Consider the following 2,100-nt stretch of genomic DNA (forward strand, 5'->3'; position numbering starts at 1 on the left):
CCGAACCAGGACCCGTCCTCGTCACCGGCACCCTGCGCCGCGGACAAGGCGGCACACGCCAACTCCTCACCTCCCTCGGCCACGCCTGGACCCGCGGCACCCCCATCAACTGGACCCCCCTCCTCGACCCACACACCCACACACCCCCACACACCGCCCACGACCTCCCCACCTACCCCTTCCAACACCAGCACTACTGGCTCAGAAGCGTCCCCTCCGCAGGCGCTGTGGCCGCCGCCGGACTCACGGAGGCCCGGCACCCCCTGCTCGACGCCTGGGTCGAACTGCCCGACGAAGGCGGGGTGTTGTTCACCGCCCGGCTGTCGTCGAGCAGCCACCCCTGGCTGGCCGAACACATGGTGCACGGAGTCGCGGTGGTGCCCGGGGCGGCGTTCCTGGAGATGGCGGTGCGCGCCGGGGACGAGGTCGGCTGCGGTGCCGTCGAGGAACTGGTGATCGAGACGCCGCTCGTGCTCGCGGAGGGTCCGGGCGTGCGGCTCCAGGTGGCTGTCGGCGCGGTGGACGGCTCCGGCCGGCGCCGGCTGACCGTCCACTCCCGGCGTCAGGGTGCCCCCGACTGGACCCGGCACGCCACCGGCACACTGGCAGGCCGTCCGGACGCCGTCCCCGGCATCGACCTGTCGGCGTGGCCGCCGGCCGGGGCGGTGCCCGTCGAGGTGGATCCGGCGGTGCCGGGGCTGCGTGCGGCGTGGCGGCGTGGCGAGGAGGTGTTCGCCGAGGCCGAGGTGGACGAGGAGCAGCGGGACGCGGCCGAGCGGTTCGCGCTGCATCCCGCGCTGCTCGAAGCCGTGAGCCGTGCCGGCGGTGGTACCTCCGCGCTGTCCGTCGCCTACCGTGCCGTGTCCCTGGCAGCGGCCGGGGCCACCTCTCTGCGGGCACGTATCGCTCCGGACGGCGGTGGCGGTACGGCGCTGGAACTCGCGGACGCCTCCGGCCGGGCGGTCGGCAGCCTCGGGTCGGTCGTCTCGCGTGAGGTCGACGCGGACGAGCTGGCGTCGGCGGCTGCCCAGGGCGGCGTGGACCCGCTGGACGCGTTGTTCCGCGTCGACTGGGTGCCTTTCGCCGTCGAGGCCGTGGCGGACCCGACGCGGCGACTGGTCACCGTCGCCGGCCTCGATGAGCTGTCGGCGTCGGCCGCCGGCAGTGATGTGCGCGTGGATCTGACGGACACCGCCCAGGGGTTGCGGGCGCTGACCTCGCGGGCGTTGGCGTGGGTCCAGGCGTGGCTCGCCCTGCCGGTGACGGATGCGCGGCTGGTCTTCGTCACGCGGGACGTCGGCGACCCGGTCACCGCGGCCGTCTGGGGGCTCGTCCGCTCGGCGCAGTCGGAGGCACCGGAGCGGCTGGTCCTGGCCGCCGTGGACGGGGACGCCGCCTCCGAGGCGCTGCTGCCCGCCGCCGTCGCCACCGGTGAGCCGCAGTTCGCCCTCACCGCCGGCCGGGCCACCGTACCGAGGCTGGTGCGGGCGGCGGACACCGTCGGCGTTCGGCCGCTCGCCCCCGACGACACCGTGGAGCCGCTCGACCCCGACGGCACCGTTCTGATCACCGGCGGCACCGGCACCCTGGGCCGCCTGCTCGCCCGGCACCTCGTGGCCGAGCACGGCGTACGCCACCTGCTGCTGGTCAGCCGGCGCGGTGGTGCCGCCGACGGCGTGTCCGAGCTGGAGCGCGACCTCGGCGCGCTGGGCGCCACCGTGCGCACCGTCGCCTGCGACATCACCGACCGTGCCGCGCTGGCCGGCCTGCTGGCGTCGATCCCCGGCGGGACACCGCTCACCGCGGTCGTCCACACCGCCGGTGTGCTGGACGACGGCGTGGTCACCGCCCTCACCCCGGAGCGGCTGGACGCCGTCCTGCGGCCCAAGGCGGACGCGGCGCTCCTGCTGGACGAGCTGACCCGGGACGCCGGCCTCGCGGCGTTCGTGCTGTACTCCTCGGCCGCCGGCGTCCTCGGCAACCCCGGGCAGGCCAACTACGCCGCCGCCAACGCCTTCCTGGACGCGCTGGCCGCGCGGCGCAGGGCGGCGGGGCTGCCCGCCACCTCGCTCGCCTGGGGCCACTGGGCGGCCACCAGCG

At 76.0% G+C, this 2,100-nt stretch carries 1 protein-coding gene; it reads left to right on the forward strand.

All coding sequences use genetic code 11. The annotated features are described in order from the left end of the window. A partial coding sequence (locus HO151_RS00200; protein ID WP_173894115.1) for an SDR family NAD(P)-dependent oxidoreductase occupies positions 1 to 2,100 on the forward strand: 2,100 nt, incomplete at both ends.

This window comes from Streptomyces sp. 8P21H-1 (assembly GCF_013302945.1).